General features: G+C 39.0%; 16 protein-coding genes. 14 read left to right on the forward strand and 2 right to left on the reverse strand.

Annotation, left to right across the window (positions count from 1 at the left end; all coding sequences use genetic code 11):
* Window positions 1-73: 73 nt before the first annotated feature.
* The 8 genes from R4Z09_RS14605 to R4Z09_RS14640 all read left to right on the forward strand — a co-directional run bounded on the left by R4Z09_RS14605 (window position 74) and on the right by R4Z09_RS14640 (window position 7,732).
* Window positions 74-841 (forward strand): ABC transporter ATP-binding protein, encoded by a 768-nt coding sequence (locus R4Z09_RS14605; protein WP_338452986.1) that lies wholly within the window; start codon window positions 74-76, stop codon window positions 839-841.
* Between the two features lie 114 nt (window positions 842-955).
* The gene (locus tag R4Z09_RS14610; RefSeq protein WP_338452987.1) at window positions 956-1,372 is read left to right on the forward strand and encodes a transcriptional regulator; all 417 of its coding nucleotides are present in this window, start codon (window positions 956-958) and stop codon (window positions 1,370-1,372) included.
* Window positions 1,373-1,494: 122 nt separating this feature from the next.
* A complete protein-coding gene (locus tag R4Z09_RS14615) occupies window positions 1,495-2,220 on the forward strand; it encodes a 3-ketoacyl-ACP reductase (protein ID WP_338452988.1) in 726 nt (241 codons plus the stop codon).
* A 178-nt stretch (window positions 2,221-2,398) separates the two neighbouring features.
* The gene (locus R4Z09_RS14620; protein ID WP_338452989.1) at window positions 2,399-3,433 is read left to right on the forward strand and encodes an ABC transporter permease; all 1,035 of its coding nucleotides are present in this window, start codon (window positions 2,399-2,401) and stop codon (window positions 3,431-3,433) included.
* Between the two features lies 1 nt (window position 3,434).
* A complete protein-coding gene (locus tag R4Z09_RS14625) occupies window positions 3,435-4,121 on the forward strand; it encodes an ABC transporter ATP-binding protein (protein ID WP_338452990.1) in 687 nt (228 codons plus the stop codon).
* A 38-nt stretch (window positions 4,122-4,159) separates the two neighbouring features.
* The gene (locus R4Z09_RS14630) at window positions 4,160-4,840 is read left to right on the forward strand and encodes a response regulator transcription factor (RefSeq protein ID WP_338452991.1); all 681 of its coding nucleotides are present in this window, start codon (window positions 4,160-4,162) and stop codon (window positions 4,838-4,840) included.
* Window positions 4,837-6,246: a HAMP domain-containing sensor histidine kinase gene (locus tag R4Z09_RS14635; RefSeq protein WP_338452992.1), complete on the forward strand. Its 1,410-nt coding sequence runs from the start codon at window positions 4,837-4,839 to the stop codon at window positions 6,244-6,246. The genes R4Z09_RS14630 and R4Z09_RS14635 overlap by 4 nt, the downstream gene beginning before the upstream one ends.
* A 283-nt stretch (window positions 6,247-6,529) precedes the next feature.
* Window positions 6,530-7,732 carry an iron-containing alcohol dehydrogenase gene (locus tag R4Z09_RS14640; RefSeq protein WP_338452993.1) on the forward strand — a complete coding sequence of 401 codons (1,203 nt, stop codon included), beginning with the start codon at window positions 6,530-6,532 and terminating at the stop codon, window positions 7,730-7,732.
* 54 nt (window positions 7,733-7,786) lie between these two features.
* Here the strand turns inward: R4Z09_RS14640 and R4Z09_RS14645 are convergent, their stop codons facing one another.
* Together R4Z09_RS14645 and R4Z09_RS14650 are read right to left on the reverse strand one after the other, a co-directional pair.
* Window positions 7,787-8,506 (reverse strand): TerC family protein, encoded by a 720-nt coding sequence (locus R4Z09_RS14645; RefSeq protein ID WP_338452994.1) that lies wholly within the window; start codon window positions 8,504-8,506, stop codon window positions 7,787-7,789.
* Window positions 8,507-8,650: 144 nt separating this feature from the next.
* Window positions 8,651-10,462 carry a helix-turn-helix domain-containing protein gene (locus R4Z09_RS14650; protein ID WP_338452995.1) on the reverse strand — a complete coding sequence of 604 codons (1,812 nt, stop codon included), beginning with the start codon at window positions 10,460-10,462 and terminating at the stop codon, window positions 8,651-8,653.
* 297 nt (window positions 10,463-10,759) lie between these two features.
* Here R4Z09_RS14650 and R4Z09_RS14655 point away from each other — a divergent pair, with 297 nt between their 5' ends.
* The 6 genes from R4Z09_RS14655 to R4Z09_RS14680 all read left to right on the forward strand — a co-directional run bounded on the left by R4Z09_RS14655 (window position 10,760) and on the right by R4Z09_RS14680 (window position 17,442).
* Window positions 10,760-11,899 carry an acyl-CoA dehydrogenase gene (locus tag R4Z09_RS14655; protein WP_338452996.1) on the forward strand — a complete coding sequence of 380 codons (1,140 nt, stop codon included), beginning with the start codon at window positions 10,760-10,762 and terminating at the stop codon, window positions 11,897-11,899.
* A gap of 37 nt (window positions 11,900-11,936) precedes the next feature.
* Window positions 11,937-13,892, forward strand: coding sequence for an acetate--CoA ligase (gene acs / locus R4Z09_RS14660; RefSeq protein ID WP_338452997.1), 1,956 nt, complete (start codon window positions 11,937-11,939; stop codon window positions 13,890-13,892).
* A gap of 209 nt (window positions 13,893-14,101) precedes the next feature.
* Complete coding sequence (locus R4Z09_RS14665; protein WP_338452998.1) at window positions 14,102-15,463, forward strand: acetyl-CoA carboxylase biotin carboxylase subunit; 1,362 nt, start codon at window positions 14,102-14,104, stop codon at window positions 15,461-15,463.
* Between the two features lie 11 nt (window positions 15,464-15,474).
* On the forward strand, window positions 15,475-15,687 hold the full coding sequence (locus tag R4Z09_RS14670; RefSeq protein ID WP_338452999.1) for an acetyl-CoA carboxylase biotin carboxyl carrier protein subunit: 213 nt from the start codon (window positions 15,475-15,477) through the stop codon (window positions 15,685-15,687).
* A 32-nt stretch (window positions 15,688-15,719) separates the two neighbouring features.
* Window positions 15,720-16,646 (forward strand): hydroxymethylglutaryl-CoA lyase, encoded by a 927-nt coding sequence (locus R4Z09_RS14675; RefSeq protein WP_338453000.1) that lies wholly within the window; start codon window positions 15,720-15,722, stop codon window positions 16,644-16,646.
* Between the two features lie 13 nt (window positions 16,647-16,659).
* On the forward strand, window positions 16,660-17,442 hold the full coding sequence (locus R4Z09_RS14680; RefSeq protein ID WP_338453280.1) for an enoyl-CoA hydratase: 783 nt from the start codon (window positions 16,660-16,662) through the stop codon (window positions 17,440-17,442).
* Window positions 17,443-17,448: the final 6 nt, after the last annotated feature.

The raw sequence follows: 17,448 nt of genomic DNA on the forward strand, positions 1-17,448 counted from the left end.
ATCCAGAAAAGGGCAATTTTCTACGGACTTCCGAGGTGTCTCAATTGTGATGGCTAACATTGGAGGAATTCATATGAGTAATATAATAGAAGTAAGCGGGATGGGCAAAAAAGTAGAATTAGGTAAAAATATTGAGCTACAGATTTTAAAGGATATTGATTTGGTAATAGAAAAAGGTGAATTCATATCGGTTATGGGACCATCGGGAAGCGGGAAGTCGACACTCTTGTATAATGTGAGCGGGATGGATAGAATGACTTCAGGAACGGTTACGTTTAAAGGCCAATCTTTAAGCACTCTGGATGAAGAAGAATTGGCAAAGATTCGCCTGAATCAAATGGGATTTATCTTTCAGGATATTAATCTATTAAAAAACCTCTCAGTAATTGACAACGTTATGTTTCCTGCACTTGTATTAAATAAGGAAGATAAACATACGATACAGCTAAAAGCAAAAAGACTATTAGAAATGACAGGAATACAAAAGATTGCAGATAATCAGATTACCCAAGCCTCTGGTGGACAGCTACAGAGAGTCGGTATTTGCCGAGCATTAATCAATAATCCAGATATCCTATTTGGAGACGAACCGACGGGATCATTGGATTCCAAATCAACAGAAGAGATTATGACCATTCTTGCTGAGATTAATAAGAATGGGACAACCATCATGCTTGTTACTCATGATGCAAAGGTAGCAGCAAGAACTGAAAAAGTATTATTTATGGTAGATGGTGAAATTGTTGCCCAAAAGAAAATGAAAAAATATGATGCGCTGCATGACAATATCAAGGAAAGAGAAGAAAGCCTTATGAAATGGTTAGTAGAAAATGGAATCTAATTTCTGAACGGGTCGGGTGCTGAACCTCCTGTCGAATTCAGACTTTTATAGATTAATCATGGGTCGAGGGGATACCATTAAAGAATAAATTTTAGTGAAAGGTTTGATTTAAGAATGGAAACAGTTGAAATTGAAAAAGACATAAATGTGTATTATATCAACGCAAAATCCTTTCCAGAAGGTATTTTAGATGCTCATGAAAAGCTTCATGCTATCATTCCACATTCTAAAGAAAGAAAATACTTTGGCATATCTCGACCAGAAAATGATGGCGGTATTGTCTACAAAGCAGCTGTAGAAGCCTTAGAAAGGGATCAAACGGAAAAAATGCAATGTGAAACACTTACCATTAACAAAGGTAAATATAGATGTATCACCATATTGAAATTTATGAAAGATTCGCAGTCGATTGGAAAGGCATTTAGTGAACTCATATCATACACTGACATTGATCCAAATGGATATTGTATCGAATATTACTATACCCCTGAAGATGTAAAATGTATGGTTCGATTAAAAGACGTTGATTAACCAATAGTAAAACAGAGTGGGTCAAGGGGACAGGCACCGCGACCCAGTTTTTCTAAAATAGGGCATAATGTACGAGGAATTCTTCCACAATAAGAAAGATTATGTGGAAGGAGTAGATAAATATGGTACAATCCTTGAAAGGAAAAACTGCTTTTGTAACAGGGGCAGGAAAAGGGATCGGAAGGGCCATTGCGCTTGCATTAGCAAATGAAGGTGTAAACATTGGTTTATTGGCTAGAACAGAGACCGACTTAAAAGAAACCATAAGTAGGGCGGAAGGTTTAGGTGTGAAGGCCGCATATGCAGCGGTTGATATTTCATCTCTAACAGATGTGGAACAGTCGGTAAAAAAATTAACGGATGAGTTGGGCGCAGCTGACATTCTTATTAATAATGCAGGAATCGGAAAATTTGCCACACTATTGGACATGGATCCAGAAGAATGGAAGAGGATTATTGATGTAAATTTAATGGGGCTTTATCATGTCACACGAACCGTTCTCCCGCAATTAATTGAAAAAAATCGCGGGGATATCGTTAATATTTCCTCTACCAATGGGTTAAATGGTGCCGCTACATCAAGTGCCTATAGTGCGTCTAAATTTGGCGTCATCGGGTTGACGGAATCTTTGGCACAAGAAGTACGAAAAAATAACATCCGCGTAACAGCCTTAACACCGAGCACAGTAGCTACAGAACTCGCGATTAAAACGAATCTAATTGCTGAAAACAATGATGAAAAATATATGCAGCCGGAGGACATTGCTGAATTTGTCGTTTCTCAATTAAAATTGCATCAACGAATCTATGTGAAACAAGCAAGTCTACTAGCAACTAACCCCTTCTAATCTGCCATAAGGTGTCAGGCACCATAAAAAGACAAAATAGCTTCATTTGTCTTTTTATGGTGCCTGACACCTTTGTTTTTGAGACAGTCCCTTTGTTTTATTTGTTATTTGCTGTTCATTTTCCGTTCATATACCGATTATAAACTAGGGATATCAACAAGGATTTGGAGGAATGAACATGAATATTGCTTGGAAAGAAATGAAGAAAAATAAAGGCAGGTTTTTGATTTTAGGTTCCATCGTTTTTCTCGTTAGTTTCTTGACATTTATTATATCTGGTTTAGCAAATGGATTATCACAGGATAACGCAGCATTAATTAAAGAGCTACCAAACGGGCAATTTTATATGACGAAGGAAGCAGATCAAACCTATAATCTTTCAAGAATCGAGAGAAGTACGCAGAATAAAATCTTTAACAAACAAGAACATGCTGTTGCTTTTTCAATCCAAATGGGATTCTTAGAAGAAAATGATCATAAACAAAAAAGTGTAGCATTTGTGACGTCTACCCCATCAAAGTTGTTTAAAAATGTAGAAAAAGGAGAAATCATTCTTGACCGTTCAATGGAAGACGAAGGGTTCAATATTGGAGATACGCTTAAAAATAATCAGTTCAATGGAAAGTTTATTGTGAAGGGTTTTGCTGACAACAGTAAATACAGCCATGCACCGGTTGCATATATCAATATCGAGGACTATCAAAACATGTACCGTGTCAATGAGATGCAATTAATTTTCATTCCTGGAGTGGATTTGCCGCAGGAATTTGCAGGGTTACAAGGTTTTTCTAAGAGTGAGTTTCTGAATACCATTTCGAGTTATAAAGCAGAACAACTATCTCTTAATATGATTATTTGGTTTTTAGTTGTCATTAGCGGTATGCTGTTTGCCATCTTTTTCTACATGATGAACGTGCAAAAGTTAAGCTTATATGGAATTTTGAAAGCCATCGGGGTGAAAACGAGTGCATTGTTTAGCATGATGTGGACACAAATGTTACTTATCACAGTCATTGCACTTAGTGTTTCAGCAGGTATCAGTCACATTGTCAATCGAATCGCACCGGAAGGAATGCCTTTTCATTTAACATTTGAAACAACTGTGCAACTATCGGTCATTTTCCTCATCATTGGGTTTATCGGTGCCACACTTTCAGGATTACAGATTAAAAAGATCGAGCCATTACAAGCCATTCAACAAGGAGAGATATAATATGACTGTATTTACAATCAATGAAGTTAGAAAAACGTTTATAAATGGTGAAGTAAAGGAAGAGATTCTGAAAGGAGTTCATCTCACTCTTAAGGAAGGCGAGGTGACCGCATTAGTCGGTCCATCAGGCTCCGGAAAAAGCACACTCCTTACTATAGCTGCCGGGCTGCAATCCTCATCCGGTGGACAAGTAATATTCGAAGGGAATAATATAACCAATATGAATCAAGAACAAGTGAGGAAAATTCGCGCAACTAAATTTGGTTTCGTCTTTCAATTTGCCTATTTGGTACCGTTTCTCACCGTCGAAGAACAGCTGATGCATATGCTGGATGTATCAGAAACCACACTAAACAAACGTGAACAAAAAAAAGAAATCGATAAAATACTAAAATTAGTCGAAATGGATCACCGGAAAAAGGCCTATCCTTCCTCATTATCCGGCGGGGAGAAGCAGCGAGTTGCTATTGCCCGTGCCATTATTCATAAACCAAAGGTTCTCTTTGCCGATGAACCTACTGCTAGTTTAGATTCAAAACGATCGAAGGATATGATGACATTAATCCGTCACTTAACTAAATCGCTCAATCTTACGACATTAATGGTTACACATGATGAAGAGATGCTTGTATTTGCAGATCATATCATTAAAATGAATGATGGAAGAATTTCACAAAGTACCGTTTGATTTTAAACAAAATACACATTTTAATGGGAGAAACATGTATGGTAACTATTTTAGTCGCGGACGATGATATCAACATATTAAAACTATTAACTATCTACTTAACTGAACAAGGCTATAAAGTACTCCAAGCAAAGGACGGGTCGGAAGCTTTGGAAGTCCTTAAAAAGTCAACTTGTGACCTGGCAGTGGTGGATGTGATGATGCCTTTTATGGACGGCTATGTTCTGACAAAAGAAATTCGAAAACAATACGATATTCCCGTGATTCTTTTAACAGCCAAAAATCAAATTGAAGATAAAGAACTCGGATTTCAAGCTGGTACGGATGATTACCTCGTTAAGCCATTTGAACCAAAGGAATTAAGCTTCCGGATAAAAGCTTTGTTACGCCGGTATGATTATCCAGCAGCTGAACCCATTCTACGTATCGGCAATACAACGATTAACAAAATGAGCTATGAAGTTCAAATTGGGAATCAAACCTTTCTATTACCTTTAAAAGAATTTGAGCTTTTATATTTTCTCATGTACAATCCAAAGCAAGTGTTTTCCAGAGAACACCTGATTGAGCAAATCTGGGGTCTCGAGTTTCAAGGAGACGAGCGAACAGTCGATGTCCATATCAAAAGATTACGAGAACGGTTTTCTAAAGTGACTGATGATTTTCAAATCAAAACAGTAAGAGGCGTTGGATATTCATTGGAGGTCCAACGTACATGAAAACACTGTATGCAAAGTTTATTGTCATCACAATCGGCATGATGTTTGTCAGCTTCATGTTGGCTTTTATCATCTCGAATATGTATTATCAACAAAAGGTAAAGCCTTTAAATGACGAAAAAAATACAAAAGTAGCGCTGTACATTGCTGCCTATGCTGAAGGGCATACAGAAAATAGCCTGACTGAGTATTTAAATAATATAGCGGCCGTAGGATATCAAATTTATCTCGTGGACAAATACGGAAACCATCAATTTTTTGGTGACCCATTCAGAGAGAAAAATCTTTCTACTTCAGTAAAAGAGGAAGTATTACAGGGGAACATTTTTCATGGAATTCTCCGGTTTCCCCATAACACATTTGTTACTGGCTTTTTTGCCAATGAACTAAAGAATTCAATTGGTGTTCCATTGAATTATAATGGGACGTCGTATGCACTTTTTATTAGACCGAATATTAAATTTCTCTTCAGCGAGATACATTTTTTATTTGGCTGGATCATCATTATTTCAATTACGTTGACCATGATCATGGTCATTATTAATACCAAATTTTTAGTAAAACCATTATCCACCTTAACTAAAGCAACAAAATCATTGTCAAACGGTCATTTTAATGTCGAGCTGGACATTACCCGCCATGATGAGTTAGGAGAACTTTCGAAAAGTTTCTTACGAATGGCGAAGAAGCTGGAACAAATGGAGGATGTCAGAAAGGAGTTTATCTCCAATATTTCTCATGATATCCAGTCGCCGCTTTCGAATATAAAAGGCTATACAAATCTATTAGAAAATGAAGCGATCAGTCTTGAAGACAGAAATCAATATGTTTCAATCATAAATGGAGAAATTAGAAGACTGTCCACCTTAACAAAACAGTTGCTCCTGCTTGCCTCATTGGACCGGAATGAGAGTATTTTGCAGAAAAAGCAATTTAATCTTGGACAGCAAATCAAGGAATTGGTACGAAATTTCCAGTGGGCCTTAAGTGAAAAAGAAATTATGCTCAGCTACTCCATACCAGATATCGATATAGTGGGTGATCCCTCATTACTCAATACCGTTTGGGATAACCTGTTATCCAATGCCATTAAATATAATAAACCAAATGGGACGATCGATATCTCAATCGAACAAAAAGCGCAAACGGTTTACGTTACCTTTAAAGACACCGGAATAGGGCTGAAAAGTACCGAAACAGACAGGATATTTGATCGCTTCTATCGAGCAGACAAATCACGCTCCAGAACAATAAAGGGAACAGGTCTTGGCTTATCCATTGTCAAAACAATTATCGATCTCCATGCTGGTGACATTCATGTTACCAGTAAAGAAAACAAAGGAACTACCTTTATCGTCAAATTACCGGCAACGGGTCAGGGGGACAGGCACCGTGACCCAAGATGAAAATTATCATTAATTTAAGTTTAAATAAAACTCGTCAATTCTATTCTTTCGTGGGTCGCGGTGCCTGTCCCTCCGATTCTTAGACGAGTTGTTTTTTATCCATTCCATTATTCGCGATGAAATGCATTTCGCTTTACATATTCAATTGTTATTAAATAAACTGAGACATATTGATCCCTTTTTTTTCAACTAAAGTAAGAGTATTCCATGTTTAGATGCACATAATAAAGTGTGATAATTTTATTGAACTTCTTAAACCCATCTGAAAGGGAGGAGACATGATATGTTAAATTTTTCGTTAAACATTCCAACGAAGATTATTTTTGGAAAAGGCGAGGTCAATCGTTCTGGGGAAATTGTGAAAGACTACGGCAAAAAAGTATTATTGGTGACCGGACGTTCTTCAACTAAAAAAACAGGGTCCCTTAACAAAGTTACTATGTCATTACAAGGTGCAGGGGTCGATTTTATCGTATTTGATCAAGTAGAGCCTAACCCAAGGGCAGAGACTGTGGATCGAGGGGGCCAAATCGCCCGCGAGGAAAAATGTGATGTCATTCTTGCTTTAGGCGGCGGTTCTGCGATGGATGCGGCCAAAGCCATTGCGACCGTGGCCGTTTCAGCAAGACCGATACATGAATATATTCGCGGAAGTAAAACAGGTCTTTGGAAAGAATTGCTGCCCATTAAAGAGGCACTCCCAATCATTACTATACCAACATTGGCTGCGACGGGGTCTGAAGCCAATTCCGGTGCCGTTATTACGAACTGGGAAACGAAGGAAAAGTCAGGAATTTCCGGCCCAGCCTTGTTTCCTCGTGTGGCTATCCTTGATCCTGAATTAACCTATACGGTTTCTGCAAGCTATACTGCAGACGGTGCGGTAGATATGTTCACCCATCTGTATGAAGGGTATATGACAGGGGATGAGAATGCAAACGTTCAGGATGAAATTACTGAAGGTCTCATGCGGAATGCAGTAAAATATGGCAAGCTTGCAATTGATAATCCAGAAGATTATAATGCCCGCGCACATCTACTTTGGACCAGTACGCTCGCTTTGATCGGAATTGCAAACTCCGGAAGAGGAGGGAGCTTCCCCGTTCATCAAATTGAACATACCTTGTCGGCACATTATGATATTTCACATGGACGCGGATTAGCAATACTAACCCCTGCTTATTTTCGTCAAATCATCAAAAAGGATCGGCCGCATCGTCTTGCCCGACTAGGCCGTCAAGTGTTTAACATTACACTTGATGATGATGCTGCTGCATGTGAGGCTACGATTGAAGCCTTGGTGGCTTGGTTTAAAGAAATTGGCACCTACGATACATTGAAAAATCTTGGGGTGAAAAAGGAAGATTTGAAGTTGATGGCAGATGAAACCATTCGTGTCGGAGGATTAGGTCAAAACTCCCTGGCTGCCACACATCCTTTATCTGCTGAAGAGATTCTTCAGATTTACGAGGAAGTATATGAATAATGGATTAAGGGATACAAAAAGGGAAAGAGTGATATTTTACTCTTTCCCCGTCTATTATGCTGTTTGTTTTCCTTCAACTTGTTTGGCAATGCTTTGATTTTTAAAATAACCAGCTGCAAGTACTATGGCTGTTATCGCAGCTAGAATGACATAGGCAATCGCGCCATGTGGAATATCTACCAAACTGTTTAAATTTTTATCCTTTAAAATCATCTCTCCTGCAGTCCAAGAAAGAATCCCAGCACCCACATAAGCAATCCATGCAAATCTTTCCATCGCCTTCACAATGAATTTTGAACCAAAAATCATAATCGGAATACTAATGATGACCCCAAGTGCAATCATCCCGATATGACCATGTGCTGCCCCAGCAACAGCGACTACATTATCCAAACTCATAACTGCATCTGCAATAATAATCGTTTGAATAGCTTTTAATAGACTATTATGTGATTTAATATTTGCATCCTCTTCACCTTCAACCAAAACCTTGTACGCAATAAAGAGTAGAAGAGCGCCGCCGATAAGGTTTACATATGGAATTTGCAGCAGGTACACAATAATCGCTGCAAAGGCAACTCGCAAAATAACAGCTCCAGCTGTTCCCCAGAAAATCGCTTTATTTTGTAATTCTTTTGGCAGATTTCTTGTGGCCATGGCGATGACGACGGCATTATCACCCGACAGGATGATATCAATTAGGATAATTTTCAGTAATGCGACGAGTGCTCCAGATGAAACAGCAACCCCAAGTGTTAGAAATAGGTTTTCCATCTTTGTTGAATTCTCCTTTTATAGTATCAGTGTTCGGTATACATTGTACCATTGCCTTTCTGAAATTTCAAAATAATAGCTCGGAAGATTTCTAATAATTGGAGACTGTTTATATTAAGGGGCATTAATATTACTTTTATTTTTCTATATCATGTCTTTGTCTTTTATAGATTGATATATATTGATAGCTAACTGTATATTAAATAATGTTTGGCTATCATGCAAGTCGGTTAATAAAATTTCCTCCATTCGCTTTAAACGATAATTTAAGGTATTTGTATGAATGTGTAAAGAATCGGCCGTTTTCTTTATGTTTTGGTTTTGATCTAAATAAACAGTCAGAGTGCTTAACAATTCGCCTTTTCTAGATTGTTCATATTCAATGAGGGGGCCTAATACTTCTCTAATAAAATCGATCAATTCTTCTTCAGAATTTTGTAAAATAAACCTCTGAACGCCAAGATCTGAATAACTAAGGACTCTGTGATCAAAAAGATATTGATTAAGAAACTGTATACACTTTGTCGCTTCGATAAATGATTCATGAACAAACTTGAGTCCTTGCTTAATTCTGCCAATACCAATCGATACATCTATATCACTGTATTTATTATTAATCTCTTGCTGTAACTTTTTTGCCAATTCTTTTATTTCAACAACCCTATTAGAAGAAGAAAGTCTTGAAGGGAACGAGAGGAGAGCAATCATTTGATTTTCATCCCTTACTGCTGTTACCTGATAGTTTCTTCCATGTAGGATCATATTTGTCATGTGGAGTAAATTTCTGATTATGGGATCACCAATAACCTTTTGCTCGTTTAAATCTTTCAAATGAATAATAATAGAAACATAGTTCCAGTTAGGCTCAAAATGTAAATGTTTTGCTTTCTGAATGAGCACTTCATCCATTTGTCCTGAAAAAAGCTTCGTCACAAATTCTCCTCTTAAACGCTGCTGTGTTTCAAAAACGGCTTCCTCTTTTACCAATTCAAGTGAAATGACCGTACAAGCATGTTCAAGAGCAGCTATATCCAATTCACTCATGTTTTGTTTAGACAGGATAATGAGCCCGCCCAGTGATTTTTGCTTGGATCCAAGCGGTAATGCAACTAATTGATAAATTTCATCATCTAATGGGATTTCAGAAACGGTATGAGAGCTTTCCAGAGTAAGGATAATTTGTTTTGCATACGCTTTCATATACTCGGTCATTTCCACAGAAAATGAGGAATGGCTGGCAGAAGCCCTAAGTTCTCCTATCTCATCAAAGAGAAACAAATGCTGTCCAATTGTTTTATGTATGAGATTCATAATCGATTGTATTCCTTCACCATTTACAACAAGATTGGCTAAGTTTCTATGTATTTCAATTGAATGTGAAAGCTTCTGAACCATTAATTCCTTTTCATAATATAAAATTGATTTTTCCAAGGCAACAGCCGCCTGGTGGCCAATCGCTTCCAATAGGTGAATATCTTCTTGCTTAAACTGCATAGAGTGTTCAAAGGAGTCCAAAGTAATCACGCCTATACATATTCCATTTTTTAAAATAGGAGAAGAAATAACAGATGTAAAATGAAAATTACTAGGAATAGAGCGTTCCAATAAATCTCTATTATATGGTGTTAATGTAGAAAGTGCCTGTTTCACTTCTTTCTCATCACGAAAAAAGAGAGAAGTTTTTGCTGCAAAGGCCATCCCTGTCATGGATTCACCGCTAACTAGTTTAATTTGCCGAAATATATGTGGATAAAATATTCCTTGAGCTGACTTTGCGATTAGTCGATTCTGGTTTTTGTCAAAAACCCATATAGATCCACCTCCAGCAGCTTCAACGACAGATATGGTTTCATTCATAATTGAATCAAATATGGTATCAATATCTAATTTGGAATTGATAACGTTAGACACATGGATTAAGGACTCTAATTGCCGGCGAGTTAATGTATCTTGCATCTACTAACATCCTTTCTCTAAGCAATCTATTCATTTTACATTTAACCTATTTTTTTCGTTTTTGTGTAAAAGACACAAAAATTTATCTGAATATTCATTTAATCGGACATAGATTAAAACTCTCAGAAACTATATTATAATTATAAGAAAATTTAGAATATATTGAAAGGGGGAGATTCTATAGAAATTTTAAATGCATTTTGACATTTGATACAAAGAAAAGGGATTATTTATCGGTTTGTTTCAAAAAATTTTTATCAATATGAGTCAGAATATTCGGAAAGATGGTGCAGACAAATGAATTTTGATTTAACGAAAGAACAAGAGATGATACGCAAGTTAATTCGGGATTTTTCTGATGAAGAAGTTGCTCCTGGTGCAGATGAACGAGATCGAACGGGGGAATTCCCGAAGGAAATTTTTGCAAAATTATCAGAGTTAGGGATCATGGGACTTCCTTTCCCTGAACAATATGGTGGTGGTGATGCTGATACGATCAGCTTTGCCATTGTCGTTGAAGAACTAAGCCGCGTTTGTGGATCAACAGGCATTACATATTCTGCGCATATTTCATTAGGAGGGGCACCTCTTCATCTATTTGGTACCCACGAGCAAAAGGAGAGATACTTAACACCGATTTGCACTGGAGAATCTTTTGGAGCATTTGGATTGACTGAGCCAAATGCAGGCTCTGATGCAAGCGGCACCCAAACAACAGCCGTTCTTGATGGAGAGGAGTGGGTCATTAACGGCTCAAAATGCTTTATTACAAATGCAAGCTATGCCAAACACCTTGCCGTGACAGCCGTAACAGACCGATCAAAAGGAATCCACGGAATCACTGCATTTATTGTACCTACTGATGCTCCTGGATTCACTGTGATTGACAACTACGAAAAAATGGGTTTACATGCGTCAAATACCACCGAATTGATCCTAGAAAATGTAAGAGTACCTAAAGAAAATCTGCTGGGAACGGAAGGAAACGGTTACAAGCAATTTTTAGCTACTCTTGATGGCGGAAGAATTGGAATCGGTGCCATGGCAGTAGGTATTGCACAAGGAGCATATGAAAAAGCTCTTCAATATGCTAAAGAAAGAAAACAGTTTGGAAAGAGCTTATCCAACTTCCAGGCGATTCAATTTAAATTAGCTGACATGGCCATGAATATTGAATTAGCTCGGAATATGGTTTACAAAGCAGCTTGGTTAAAGGATCAAGGCAGAGCGTTTAAAAAGGAAGCGGCGTATGCGAAATTATTTGCTTCTGAAATCTGCATGCGTATATGTGATCAAGCTGTTCAAATTCATGGCGGATATGGATATATGAAGGAATATCAGGTTGAGCGATTCTTCCGTGATGCGAAGCTGTTGGAAATTGGTGAAGGAACATCTGAAGTTCAACGTATGGTCATTGCCAAGCAAATTGGATGTTAATAATTATGGAATAAAAAATGGATAAAGGAGCCAATACATGGATATCAGTGGAATCTTACAAGTCGTTTCAAATAGCAAACTCATTTTTCCAGAAGAAGAAAAAGTGCGTTCAACCTCCATTGGAAGCAGCGATGCATTTCAAGAGCTTCTGAAACTATCCCAAGAAGATCCTGCCACCTTTTGGGATCGTGCAGCCCGTGAACTGGTCTGGTATGAACCATGGAATGAAACAATTAGTGGTCAACTCCCTGATTTTCGTTTTTTTACTGGCGGTATTAGTAACCCGAGTGTCAATTTACTTGACCGGCATGTAGAAAATGGCGCAGGAAACCGAACCGCTCTTATTTGGGAAGGTGAAAATGGGGACACCAAATTTTATACGTATAATATGCTTCTTGCCGAAGTAAACCGCTTTGCGAATGTCCTTAAATCCTTTGGTGTAAAAAAAGGAGATTGTGTAGCTATATATCTTCCAAATCTCGCTGAAGCTTTTATCTCTGTTTTAGCTTGTTTCCGAATTGGCGCAGTTTACAATACGATCTTCTCTGGTTATTCCGAAAAATCATTGACAGACCGACTCGTCAATTTTGAGCCAAAAGTATTGGTCACTGCGGATGCAACCGAACGCAGGGGGAAAATCATTCACTTGAAAGAAAAAGTTGATGCGGTTGTACCTTCGATTCCTTCTATCGAGGCAGTTATTGTGGTAGACCGATTAGGTTCAGAGGTTCATATGAAAGAAGGCCGGGATTACTGGTGGCATGAAGAAACAAAAGCAGCAAGCATCGTTTGTGAACCTGAGAAAATAGAAGCAAACGAGAGCGGTATTGTGTTTTATACAAGTGGTACGACAGGCAAACCAAAGGGTGTCGTACATTCCGGTATGGCCTTTGTCACACAAAATTACACATATGCCAAGTATCATATGGATCACCATCCTGACGATGTTTTCTGGTGTACAGCGGATATTGGCTGGTTAACGATGCATATTTGGGGAATTACAGGTGCCTTGGCGAATGGTGTAACAACCGTTGTCTTTGAAGGAGCCGTTGATTATCCAACAAAGGATCGCTTTTATCAAATCATTGAAAAATACAGGGTAAATAAACTGTTTACTGCTCCAACAGCGTTAAGAATGTTAAAAAGTATGGGAGAAAAGGCATTGGAGAAATTTGATCTATCCTGCCTTGATGTCATATCACTTGTTGGAGAACCTTTTGATCCTGAAACCTGGCATTGGACCTATGATGTTTTAGGAAAGAAGAAGGTATATATCAATAATACATGGGGTCAAACCGAAACAGCGGGATCACCTATCGCTAGTGCTGCTTGGCTGACACCAATGAAACCAGGTTCCTCAGGTACTCCATTTTTAGGCGCTGTTATGGATGTAGTTGATGAAGAAGGCAATCCAGTTAAACCTGGCAGGTTAGGGAATCTTGTAATTAGAAAACCATTCCCGATGCTATGCCGGACACTTTGGAAAGAACCTGAGCGATACTACGCATCCTATTTTAGCCAAGTGGATGGCTGCTATTATGCCAGCGACCTGGCATTAATCGATGAGGATGGATATGTATGGGTGGTTGGCCGCTCAGATGACGCATTTAATGTAGCAGGACACCGCTTAAGTACAATGGAGATGGAAAGCGCGGTACTAGAAATTGAGGGTATTTCTGAAACCGCAGTCATTGGAATTCCGGATGAAATTAAAGGAGAAGCTCCGCTTGTATTTGTCCGACCAGCAGATGGCTATCAAGAAACAGAAGAATTAAAACAACAAATACATGATCAAATCATTCAACAAATTGGTAAGATTGCCGCTCCAAAATCGATTGTTTTTACTGATACATTGCCGAAAACAGTCAGCGGAAAAATTATGCGTCGTTTATTAAAGGAAATTGTTGTTTCTGGAAAGGTTCAAGGTGACATTACTGGACTAGAAGATCCGGCTACGGTTGCACAAATTCAAAGAATACTTGTTGAAAATTAATTCGATAAATAGTTAGTCAGGAGTGCCAGTCATTTGTTAGGACAATGACCGGCAAATGACTGGTTCCATATACTAGATAAGGAGTTAATGAGAATCGAAGCCTGAAAAAAGAATGCTTCCATCGTTACATACCACCTCAAAAAGACAATGCTTTGTCATGAAACCACTGAGTTTTGAACCAATTTTAATAAGTGAAAGGGTGGAAAGACATGTTCAAAAAAATATTAATTGCCAATCGCGGCGAAATCGCTGTTCGGGTCATGTGTACATGCAAAGCCTTAGGGATTACAACCATTGGAGTATACTCAGAAGCTGATGCAGATGCACCCCATGTAAAAATGGCAGATGAATCCTATTTAATCGGCGGTTCGCGCGTAGCAGAAAGCTATTTGAATATCGATAAGATTTTAGATGTTGCAAGATTAACAAATGCAGAAGCAATCCACCCTGGATATGGCTTACTCTCTGAAAATGCTGAATTTGCCCGACGCTGCACGGAAGCAGGCCTTACCTTTATCGGGCCTTCTCCAGAGGTTATTTCCAAAATGGGAAGTAAGATCGAATCACGTAAAGTGATGGAGGAAGCAGGCGTTCCTGTCGTTCCAGGCATTACCTACCCGCTGGCAGATGCAGAGGAGGCGGTAGAAGTCGCAGACCGCATTGGTTATCCCGTCATGCTAAAAGCATCCGCTGGGGGTGGCGGAATTGGAATGCAAGTGGTCCAAAACGGGGATGAAATCCGCAAAGCATTTGCGGGGAATCAAAAGCGTGCTACTGATTTCTTTGGCGATGGAGCAATGTATATTGAAAAATTCGTTGAAAATCCAAGACATATTGAGATTCAAATCTTGGCTGACAGTTTTGGAAATGCTGTTTATCTTTGGGAGCGTGAATGTTCAGTCCAGCGCCGTCATCAAAAAGTCGTAGAAGAAGCCCCGTCCTCCTTTATTACTGAAAAAACTCGAACCAAGATGGGGGAAGCTGCAGTAAAGGCAGCAAAATCCATTGGCTATAAAAATGCAGGAACCATCGAGTTCTTAGTTGATGAGGAGCAAAATTTTTACTTTCTTGAAATGAATACCCGTTTGCAAGTAGAGCATCCGGTTACAGAGGAAATTACAGGTTTAGATTTAGTTGAACAACAATTGAAAATAGCTTTAGGTGAAGCTCTGAAATTTTCTCAAGAAGAGGTGAAACGTGAGGGGCATGCCATTGAGGTTAGAATCTACGCAGAGGATCCCAAAACATTTTTCCCTTCACCAGGAAAAATCACGAAATTAGAATTGCCGAACGGACCTGGAGTTCGACATGAATTAGCCATTCATTGTCAATCTGTAGTCACACCATTTTATGATCCAATGATTGCGAAACTTGTAATTAAAGGCAGTAATCGTGAAGAGGCCATCCAGCGTCTGCAGGATGCATTAGCTGATTATCAGATTGAAGGGATTAAAACAAATATCCCCATGCTGCAAGAGGTTATTGCCCACGCGGCATTCCATTCAGGTGATACGACAACAGACTTTGTTAGCAAATATATACAAACGAAAAAAACAAATAACGTAAAATAGGAGGAATAATCATGAGTGAAGTATTAGCAAGTATGGCAGGAAACGTTTGGAAGGTATTAGTGAAAGCTGGAGATCAAGTAGAAGAGGGTCAAGATGTAGTGATTCTAGAATCAATGAAAATGGAAATTCCAATTGCCGCTGACTTCGACGGAACGGTAAAAGAAGTAAAAGTGAATGAAGGCGACTTTGTGAACGAAGGCGATATCATTGTTGAAGTTGAATAAAGCCTAAATATAGGTGGAAAGGAGATGGAGCAATGAAGTGGCCTGAAAAGATAACGATTAAAGAGGTTGGTCCTCGTGATGGCTTACAAAACGAAAAAACGTTTATATCAACAGAAGATAAAATTGCTTGGATTAATCAATTATCAGAAAGTGGTTTAAAACATATTGAAATTACCTCTTTTGTTCATCCAAAATGGATTCCTGCGCTTTCCGATGCAGCTGCCGTAGCTGCTGGCATAACAAAAGTGCCTGGGGTTACCTATACTGCACTCGTTCCAAACCGCCATGGGTTGGAACGGGCATTTCAAGCTGACATTGATGAAGCAGCAGTCTTTATGTCAGCAAGCGAAACGCATAATCGAAAAAATATCAATAAAACGATTGACGAGACGTTCCCAGTGTTAAGGGATTTGATTAGAGAAACCCTTTCAGTAGGAAAGGCAAGCAGAGGCTATGTTTCGACCGTCTTTGGCTGTCCGTATGAAGGGAATGTCGATATCGACTCGGTCATAAGGGTATCCGAAACATTATTTGATATGGGGATTGCAGAGCTTTCACTCGGGGATACAATTGGTGTGGCAAATCCAAAGCAGGTCCAAGAAGTATTGGACGTTTTATTAAAAAGATTTCCAGCAGATAAAATAGCTATGCATTTTCATGATACACGGGGAACAGCGTTGGCCAACATCTTAGTATCGTTAGACATGGGAATTACCATCTTTGATTCTTCCCTTGGCGGTTTAGGAGGATGTCCATATGCTCCTGGAGCAGCCGGAAACGTAGCAACAAACGATTTACTGTATATGCTTCACGGGATGGGGATTCACACTGGAGTTGATCAGGAAAAGCTGCTTCATGCATCGTGCTTCATTCAGGAAAAGATTGGAAAAACTCTACCTAGTAAAAGTTTTCAAGCCGCCAGTGCACAACTAGGTGGAAAACATGAAAAAACCGTGTGAGAAAGGTGAGATCATGAGTAAAACCATATGTTTTAACAAGATGGAAAATGGAATCGCGATCATTACGTTAAATCGTCCGGAAGCTGCTAATGCTCTATCAGTAGAGATGTTAGAGGGTCTTCGTGACACACTTCATACATGTAAATATGATCGATCCATCCGCTGTATCGTCATTACAGGGGCTGGGGAAAAAGCTTTCTGTGCGGGTGCTGATTTAAAGGAACGGGCCGAAATGGATCCGGTTCAGGTAAGAAGGACTGTTTCATTGATCCGCGATAATATCAATGCTTTAGAATCATTACCCCAACCGGTTATAGCAGCTGTGAATGGTGTTGCTTTTGGCGGGGGAACGGAACTTGCACTTGCTTGTGATATCCGCATTTCCGCAGATACGGCAAAGCTTGGTCTGACTGAAACCTCGCTCGGAATTATCCCTGGTGCAGGCGGAACACAGCGTTTACCAAGATTAGTAGGAAAGGGACGTGCAAAAGAGCTGATTTTCACAGCGAGACGAATTGATGCAAATGAAGCTCTTGAGATTGGATTAGTAGAGTATACGGTCCCATTTGCAAGCTTACTAGATAAAGTATTAGACATAGCAGGACAAATTGTGCAAAATGGTCCGATTGCCGTCGCACAAGCAAAGTTCGCCATTGATAAAGGCTATGATGTTGAACTTAACACCGGACTTGCTATTGAGCAAAATGCCTATGAGGTGACGATTCCAACGAAAGATCGTTTAGAGGGATTACAGGCTTTTAAAGAGAAACGCACGCCAAAATACACCGGACAATGAAAACGA

It is taken from the genome of Niallia oryzisoli (assembly GCF_036670025.1).
Taxonomy (GTDB): Bacteria; Bacillota; Bacilli; order Bacillales; family Cytobacillaceae; genus Bacillus_BD; species Bacillus_BD oryzisoli.